This is a genomic window from Wolbachia endosymbiont of Nasonia oneida (assembly GCF_009012935.1).
Classification (GTDB): domain Bacteria; phylum Pseudomonadota; class Alphaproteobacteria; order Rickettsiales; family Anaplasmataceae; genus Wolbachia; species Wolbachia pipientis.
Window position 1 is genome coordinate 1 of sequence record NZ_QESS01000029.1, and the last position, 8,409, is coordinate 8,409.

The following is an 8,409-nucleotide window of genomic DNA, read 5'->3' on the forward strand; positions in this document are numbered from 1 at the left end:
AAAAAACATTCCAAACTTTCTCTCCACTTTTTCTGGGTAAGGTCACTTTTCCACTGATCATATTTAATCGCCATAACTTTACTCCTACTTTAACAATATTTTAATTATCATATATTATGGCAAGAAAGTCAACCCTACCTAATTTTGCTTAGTAAGCACACTAACTATGAAACAATCTATATTACCATCAAAAACAGAATTTATATTGCCCACTTCATGTCCGGTTCTTAAATCCTTCACCATTTGATATGGATGCATAACGTACGATCTGATCTGATTGCCCCAGCCTATATCGCATTTTTTACCATATTCTTCAGCCATTTTCTGTTCTTTTTTTTCCAGTTCAATTTGGTATAAACGTCCTTTAAGTAATTTCAATGCCTCATCTTTATTTCTGTGTTGAGAACGACCATTTTGGCATTGAACTACAACACCAGTTGGAATATGCGTAATGCGTACTGCACTTTCAGTTTTGTTCACATGCTGACCGCCTGCTCCGGAAGCACGGTAGGTGTCGATCTTTAGATCCTTTTCATCCACAGCAATATCAATTGAATCTTCGATCACTGGAGTTACTCCTACACTTGCAAAACTGGTATGACGTTTACCATTTGCATCAAACGGCGATATTCTAACCAGCCTGTGAATTCCACTTTCACTTTTTGCCCACCCATAAGCTTTTTCTCCAACGATTTTTATCATTGCGGACTTTATACCAACCGACTCTCCTTCTAATTTTTCTACAACTTCAACTTTAAAGTTGTGATAAATTTCTGCCCACCTTACATACATGCGCATCAGCATTTCAGCCCAATCATTGCTCTCTGTTCCACCAGCTCCTGAGTGGATTTCTAAAAAGCAGTTATTATTATCTGCTTCACCAGTAAATAAGGACTCTGTTTCTTTATACTTGATTAATTTCTCTAGCTTAGCTAATTCATTTTCAACTTCAGAGAAAAATTCTTCATCATTCTCATCAATAGCAGACTTCATTAAGCTAATGGCATCGTTGTAATCGCTTTCCAGCTTTAAAAACGACTCTACGTCATTCTTAATTTTAGAACGTTCTTTTAAAACTTCTTGTGCTTTTTGGTTATCTTGCCACAAATCATCATTCGACGCTTGGGAGTCAAGCTCTTCAAGACGCAACTTTAATTTTTCTATGTCAAAGACACCTCCTGATAAGAGAAATACTTTTATTTAAGCTTTGAAAGTGTTCAAGAATTTCTGGATAAGTTTTCATTATACTTTAGATTTTAATATATTTACTATCAATAACAATAACAGTAAACAAAATAGAAATTTAACCATATGATAGTTAATTTAAATAATTTCATTATACTTTAATGTTTAAGGAAATCAAGCGCGTATATTTATTAAAAAACAAGGTAAAGTAATGAATATTGAAATAAGTTCCCATTATGGTTTAGACAAAAAGGCTATTGATGACTTAATAGAGTCACTTGATAACGAGGAGCTAGAGAATGTTCGTAATATTGTAAAAACGATAGACAGTGTTCAGTTAGCTTATTTTTTATCTACTTCGATCAGTGATCACAGGGAGAAATTAGTTAATATCCTCGATCAACATTTGTTAAGTGATGCCCTAGTGCATGTAGTGCCAGATTTACAAATAGAGATCATAGAAACATTGGGAATAGAAAATACAGCAAAGTTACTAATGCTCCTTGATGTAGAAGATATAGTAACCATAGTGAAAGATTTAGATAGAAAGTCTGTAGAAAATATACTTTACTATTTGCCCAGCAAAACTCAGAAATCGGTAGAGGAGTTGCTATCATATCCAGAAGAAAGTGCAGGAAGGTTAATACATAAAGATATGGTTATAGCTCCATATTATTGGACAATAAATCAACTGACAAAATTTGTGTGCAACTATAAAAAAATACCAGAAAAATTTCACCAGATATTCATTATCAACTCAAAATTAGAGCCTATAGGCAGTGTTAATTTAAATAAGGTAATATCTCACTCAGGAGACACAATAATAAAAGAGATAATGGATCATGACATAAAAATCATTAAAACTGGAATAGACCAAGAGGAAGTAGCAAGAATATTTAAAGATTACTCTCTATTATCGGCTCCGGTAGTAAATAAGAATGGTAAAATTATTGGTGTGATCTTAATTGAAGATGTGATAAAAGTTGTTCAACAAGAAACAGAAGAGGATGTACTCAAAATAAGCGGTGTATCTTCTAAAGCCGATATAAATGCCCCTATACATAAAACTATAATTAAAAGGCTACCTTGGTTACTGTTTAACCTCTTAGCTGCAACAATGTGTTCCATAGTAGTTGGCTTTTTCGATGATGTAATAAAAAGTTTTATAGTACTACCAATAATCATGCCGATAATTGCATCAATGAGCGGAAATGCAGGATCCCAAACAGTAACGCTAACCATCCGGGCAATCGCAACAAAATATCTAACTGAGCAAAATGCAAAAAGAATACTGATGAAAGAATTTTTAATAGGTCTTATAAACGGGGTGATCTTATCTACTATTTCATTAGTAGTGTTAGCAATAAGGTTTCACAACTTCAAAGTGGAGATGATTTTTGTGGTCTCCATGATTATGATGTCAATTATTGCAACGTTCATCGGAACTTTCATTCCTATAATGCTTCATCGCTTAAAGTCTGACCCTGCCGTTTCTTCTTCAATCCTAACATCGGCAACAACTGATATTCTCTCAGCTTTTATATTTCTTGGTTTAGCTACGATCTTTTTATTAAATAGCTAATACTATCTATAGCTATACCGCCGCGAACCGTCATGCCGCGATTCATTCGCGGTATCTCTTAGCATAGATCCCGCTAACAAGTAGCGGGATGACGAGAAAGGGGCTACTTGGATGACATTCTTCCTGGTGTGCCCAAATCACAATGTTCGTACATCTGTGGATTTATTCGCGGTATAGATATCGCTAACGAGTAGCGGAATGACGGTTTTTCAAATTGTCGTAAGTCAGTTTAGCTATAATATCAAATTTCACAACTTCACCAACTATTTCTTTCTATTAAATAAGAATAAATTGCCTATACAAAAATAGATTGGCAATATTTCAAGTCTGCCAAGCAGCATTAAAAACGATAGAAATAATTTTACTTCATTACTGAAAGAGGAATAATTACCCGAAGGACCTGTTAAATTACTAAATCCCGGGCCAGAGTTTGTAAGCGTTGCAGAGACTGAGCTGATGCTAGTTATAAAGTCTGCATTGCTTAAGTAAGACATCACTATTGATGAAATGGTAAACGTTAACATGAAAATTGCAAAAAATATAAAGACAGAGTGAACTTCATCATTCTCCAGAATTTTTCCATTGAATTTTACTCCATTGTCTGCATCAGGGTTTAATAAAAGGTAAAAGTAATTTCTTATAGACCTTAAAAGAACAATCAAGCGGAAGATTTTGACACCACCACTTGAAGAACCACTACATCCACCAACAAAGGTGAGAAAAAAAGCTAAGACTGAAATGAAACTCCAATCTATATGATTACAGATTGCATAACCAGTTGACGTAATTAAAGAGGTGATGGTAAATGTGCTGCATCTAAATGATAATGACACTCCTAAATCAACATTTTTATACAACCAAAAACAAGCAAATAAAGATGAAACAATAGCTATCTTAACAAAGTAAGAGACTTGCTCATCATAGCAAATGTCTAATCGTCTTATAATTTTTAAATAGCTAAGAAAAGGCAGAGAACCCAAAATCATAAAAACGATCGTTATGGCTTCTAGTATGGGATTATTATAGTGCCCTATAGAATCATTATAGTTAGCAAATCCACCAGTTGATACAGCAGACATTCCGTGACATATTGCATCAAATAGTGGCATACCAGCTAGATAATAGGAAAATATGCATAACAAAATTAAGCCATAATATATTGCCGTAACATGAATCACTACGCTTCGCGTATTCGGCAACTTCCTTTTGGTAGCATCTGAATACTCAGAATAAAGTAAATTATTTAGGCTGAGAACCTTAAACATAGGAAAAACTGCAATTCCTAAAGTGATTACACCAAAACCCCCCATGCCATGTAGCATTGCTCTCCATAGCAGTATTCCTGGAGATTGTTTTTCAATATCATTAAATATAGTTGCTCCTGTGGTTGTGATGCCAGATATCGTTTCAAACAATGCATCAACATAGCTCAGATTATCAAAATAGAAAGGAATAGCTGCAAACAGAGACAAGGCAATCCAGGTGCAACTAGTAATCGCAAAAATTGCTGGCATTCCATGCAATCTACTCAATTTACCGAACAAAATAAAAGTTACGCCAGATGTGCAGGTAATTATGAATCCAGCGAGAAAATTTTTCCATTCGTAGCTGAGATACTTATTGGTAATAGCAGGAATAAGCATTGCTAAGCTAAACAGCAATAGGAATATTCCCACAATAAATACAATTGAACGCAAATTTTGTAAACGTTGATGATTTTTCATAGAATTACTTCCTCGCTATACAAAGCCATAAAAGCTACTCTAACGTCAAGCATTTTGTTGGCCTTTATTAACAGTTATTAACAATATACTTGATTTACTTGTAAATATGTGTGATAATTAAATTTTTATTAGGGGTAAGATATGGTTGAATTAACTGATGCACAAGAAAAAATTCTAGGTTCATTAAGACAGGCAGTCTGGAATGGCAATTTTCAAGAAGTCCAGAACGTACTCGACAATAATAAACATAATGATATACAAGCAGTTTTGAGCCACGAGGGGACTTTGACTAGTGACAAAGGTACCATTTTAAATGATGTTATTGGCTGTACTAAAACTAGCGTTAACACTAAAGTAGGGATCATTGAACTAATTTGGCAGAAAGCTGATAAAGAAACTCGTGATTTTTTGTGTGATTACAAGGTAGTAAATTCTTTTGAAGGTCAACCATATTTTGTAGATACAATAGATGGTCTTAAACCCTTTCAACAAAAAATTGACCCTAATAACACAGAATATTCTGCTCTTGCACAAGTTATTCAAGAAATAGAAGATCACAAGTGGGTAAAGGATCTTTATTCCAATGCTCCTATAGTAACTAACACTACTACACCAACTACTGGCAACAAAACCCCAGAAAAGAACGAAACAACCTTCTGGAGTGAACACAAAGGGAAAATTGCTCTAGGCGTTGTTGGACTATGCGTAGTTGGTGCTATTGCAGCCTATGTGCTGGCATATCCTGTAGTTGCATTAGTTTTAGAAGTTTCAGCAGTTTCAGCATTGGCTGTACTAGCTTATATTGGAGGAGTTTGTGAGAAATCAGAAAGTCCAAATACGAAAAGCTCGGACCCGGTTGTTTCTGGGGTGTTGCAACAACGCAGAACTGTCTAATTAGTAATCCATTGTCATCCCAGCGCGCCGCGCTGGGTCTGACTACGCTAGAACAAAGAATATAAAAGAAACGTTGCCGTCACGTTATATCATAAACTTTTGCTGAAGCTTTCTTTATATCTTCACTTGAAAGTGGAATTAGACCAAGCCTAGATAGGTACCCACCTTCAATACCGATTGAATCTATAATTTCTTTTACGAATTCTCTTAATCCATCAACAGTATCCAAGTGTTCTTTCTTTATATAAAGGTATAGAGGTCTTGCTAATATATATTTTCCCGATGATATATTTTCGTAAGTTGGCTCAATTCCTGCAATTGTGCTCCCTTGTATTTTATCTTGATTCCTCATTAAAAAGCTAAAACTAAATATCCCTAAAGCGTTCTTGTTACTTTTCAATTTTTGTATTATTATGTTTTCATTAATTCCAACTTCTATATACCTTCCGTCATCCCTTATATTACCACATGCTTGCTTTCTTTCTTCCTGATCTTTATAATTCTCTTTGAAAATTCTCGAGTTCATGCATGAATATTGATCAAGCATAATAGAATTAACCAAAGTTTCGTATGTGCCTGTATTTTGATGTGGACCATAAATTTCAATTTCTGTTTTTGGTAAGGCTTGATTTACATCAGACCAAAACTTCTTATTATTTTTTACTAATTTATCATTTTCTTGAGAATATGCAGATAAAGTTTCAAATAAGTCCTTCTTTGTGAAATCAAATCTATGGCTTTGATTTGAATTTGCAATGACAATTCCATCATAGCCAATGATGATCTCTATCACTTCATTAATTTTATTTCTTTTACATAGTTCTCTTTCTACTTCCTTCATAGGGCGAGATGAAGTGGTGATGTCTGGCGTGTCTTCCCCTATTCCTGAGCAAAACATTTTGAACCCTGATCCACTTCCTATTGATTCCACAACTGGAGTCTTAAAAGGGAATACACGATTGAACTCCTCGGCTATAAACGAGATAAAAGGAAAAACAGTTGAAGATCCAACAATTCTGATGTATTTCCTGGCATCAGCATTTGACGGCGGCGTGAATAATACGAATACAAAAATCAGGAGAAAGTTTCTAAGCATTATTTTTAGTTAAGAACATAAATCTAATTATTGTAACAAAACATCAAACTGAAAAGCTTTAATTGCATGACAAAAGCTACAGTTTACATTTAAATTTTATTTTATATTATTGTAAGTATTACATAACTTCAAGGAACAGTTATGGCAGTTATGCCAGATAAATGGATAAGAGAAAAAGCTGAAAACTTTGGAATGATAGAGCCTTTTGTGAATCACAAAAGCAGCAAAGGTGTTATATCTTTCGGACTATCATCTTATGGTTACGATGCAAGAGTGGATAATAAATTTAAAATTTTTACTAATGTTAATTCAGCTATCGTGGACCCTAAAAATTTTTCTGAGAATAGTTTCATAGATAAGGAAACAGACGTATGCATAATTCCACCAAATAGCTTTGTGCTTGCAAGCACAGTGGAATATTTTCGTATACCAAGGAATGTACTGGTCATTTGTGTTGGTAAATCAACTTACGCAAGATGTGGAATTATAGTAAACGTTACTCCCTTAGAACCTGGATGGGAAGGTCATGTCACACTCGAATTCTCAAACACTACTCCGCTTCCTGCAAAAATTTACGCCAATGAAGGCGCATGCCAATTCGTATTTTTAAGCGGCGAAAGTGAGTGTGAGAAATCATATGATGATATGAAAGGAAAATATATGAATCAGCATGGTATCACTTTGCCGCTGGTGAAGTGATTGCCATGAGAGTGGTAATTTTTCACTTCCGCACTTTTTCATTGTTGCTTACAATAATTATAGCTACACCATGTGCTTTTCTTAATTAAAAACTTCAACTATTCATTGTAAGTTATTGAATTTCCTACTATTTAGTAGCAAATTGTCATCCAAGTGGCTGTAAAACGACAAATTCGTCATTCCGCTACTAGTTAGCGGAATCTATACCGCGAATGAATCGCGGTATGACGGTTCGCGGCGGCATAACGATAAGCTCGTCATCCCGCTGCTTGTTAGCGGCGCGGCGGTATGACGTAGAGCCTACATTAGCTATAGAAACAAAAAGGAGGATTATCATGTCCACAATAATTTTATCATCAATTTTTGGTCAAGCAGGCAGCATTTTTGGGCCAATTGGCCGGATTATCGGCTCAGAACTCGGTGCTCTTCTTGGTGCGCAGCTTGATGGTGCGATGTTTAGCCTTGATGCTGAGCAGAAAGTAACGCATGGAGCAAGGCTAAAAAATCTGCAAGTTCAAACCTCAACCTACGGCAGGACGATCCCAATTATCTATGGCACTGCTCGTGTTGCAGGGAACATTATTTGGTCGCAGCCAATCAAAGAAGAGGCGATAACCACCAAAAGTAAAATTGGAAGAGGTATGAACGTTACATATAATTACTATGCAACGCTTGCAATTGCGATCTGCAAGGGGAAAGTAGAAAAATTAAACAGAATCTGGGCAGATACAACATCACTTAGCTTTGATGAAATAGATTATACTTTTTACAGCGGCAGAGAAGACCAAAATCCTGATCCATTTATGTCATCAATTGAAGGAGAGGGGAATGTGCCGGCTTATAGGGGAATATCTTACATAGTCATCAAGAATTTTCCTTTAGCAGACTATAACAATCGCGTCCCGATATTTACATTTGAAGTGCGAACTGCATTAAAACCCAGTGGATTTTCAATAGCAGAAAATATTCGGAATATCAATATCATACCAGGTTCAGGTGAGTTTGTATATGATACAAAAATACAGAAGAAAATCGCGCAAGAGAAAATAAGCAGCAACCAATATATCCCATATGGGCTGGCGCAAAGGGTAAATCACAACAACCACACTAAAAAGAGTGATGCAATGCTTTCTTTGGATCAATTAAAGGGAGATTTACCAAATGTTGAGTGGGTATCGGTAGTACTCAACCACTATCGGCTGAGAGCCGAAAGGTTGGATATAGCGCTG

Annotated in this window: 6 protein-coding genes and 1 pseudogene; 4 read left to right on the forward strand and 3 right to left on the reverse strand. The window is 35.4% G+C overall.

The genetic code is table 11. From position 1 onward, the window contains the following. Positions 1–138: 138 nt before the first annotated feature. Positions 139–1,243 (reverse strand): peptide chain release factor 2 gene (gene prfB / locus DEF52_RS05710; protein WP_151808105.1). Its coding sequence is split into 2 segments (ribosomal slippage): positions 139–1,167 and positions 1,169–1,243, totalling 1,104 coding nucleotides; the frame shifts between segments, so codons are not numbered across the junction. Positions 1,244–1,396: 153 nt separating this feature from the next. On the opposite strand from prfB, the gene mgtE reads away from it, so the two are divergent. Continuing rightward, on the forward strand, positions 1,397–2,767 hold the full coding sequence (gene mgtE, locus DEF52_RS05715) for a magnesium transporter (protein ID WP_151808106.1): 1,371 nt from the start codon (positions 1,397–1,399) through the stop codon (positions 2,765–2,767). 263 nt (positions 2,768–3,030) lie between these two features. Here mgtE and DEF52_RS05720 read toward each other — a convergent pair whose 3' ends face one another. Further along, entirely contained in the window at positions 3,031–4,491 is a 1,461-nt protein-coding gene (locus DEF52_RS05720) for a TrkH family potassium uptake protein (RefSeq protein WP_151808107.1), read from the reverse strand. Between the two features lie 141 nt (positions 4,492–4,632). Here DEF52_RS05720 and DEF52_RS05725 point away from each other — a divergent pair, with 141 nt between their 5' ends. Further along, positions 4,633–5,385, forward strand: a complete 753-nt coding sequence (locus tag DEF52_RS05725) for a hypothetical protein (RefSeq protein WP_151808108.1) — start codon at positions 4,633–4,635, stop codon at positions 5,383–5,385. 79 nt (positions 5,386–5,464) lie between these two features. On the opposite strand, the gene DEF52_RS05730 is transcribed toward DEF52_RS05725, so the two are convergent. Continuing rightward, entirely contained in the window at positions 5,465–6,481 is a 1,017-nt protein-coding gene (locus DEF52_RS05730; RefSeq protein WP_151808109.1) for a substrate-binding domain-containing protein, read from the reverse strand. Between the two features lie 141 nt (positions 6,482–6,622). On the opposite strand from DEF52_RS05730, the gene dcd reads away from it, so the two are divergent. Both dcd and DEF52_RS05740 read left to right on the forward strand, forming a co-directional pair. Continuing rightward, positions 6,623–7,180, forward strand: coding sequence for a dCTP deaminase (gene dcd, locus DEF52_RS05735; protein WP_006280485.1), 558 nt, complete (start codon positions 6,623–6,625; stop codon positions 7,178–7,180). A 335-nt stretch (positions 7,181–7,515) separates the two neighbouring features. Then, positions 7,516–8,409 (forward strand): annotated as a pseudogene (locus tag DEF52_RS05740) (baseplate megatron protein TIM-barrel domain-containing protein); the annotation flags it as partial.

What these genes read in the sequence shown, in the direction of transcription:
- mgtE (WP_151808106.1), top strand. Translation starts at nt 1,397, where the DNA reads ATGAATATTGAAATAAGTTCCCATTATGGTTTAGACAAAAAGGCTATT.
- DEF52_RS05720 (WP_151808107.1), bottom strand. Translation starts at nt 4,491, where the DNA reads ATGAAAAATCATCAACGTTTACAAAATTTGCGTTCAATTGTATTTATT.
- DEF52_RS05725 (WP_151808108.1), top strand. Translation starts at nt 4,633, where the DNA reads ATGGTTGAATTAACTGATGCACAAGAAAAAATTCTAGGTTCATTAAGA.
- DEF52_RS05730 (WP_151808109.1), bottom strand. Translation starts at nt 6,481, where the DNA reads ATGCTTAGAAACTTTCTCCTGATTTTTGTATTCGTATTATTCACGCCG.
- dcd (WP_006280485.1), top strand. Translation starts at nt 6,623, where the DNA reads ATGGCAGTTATGCCAGATAAATGGATAAGAGAAAAAGCTGAAAACTTT.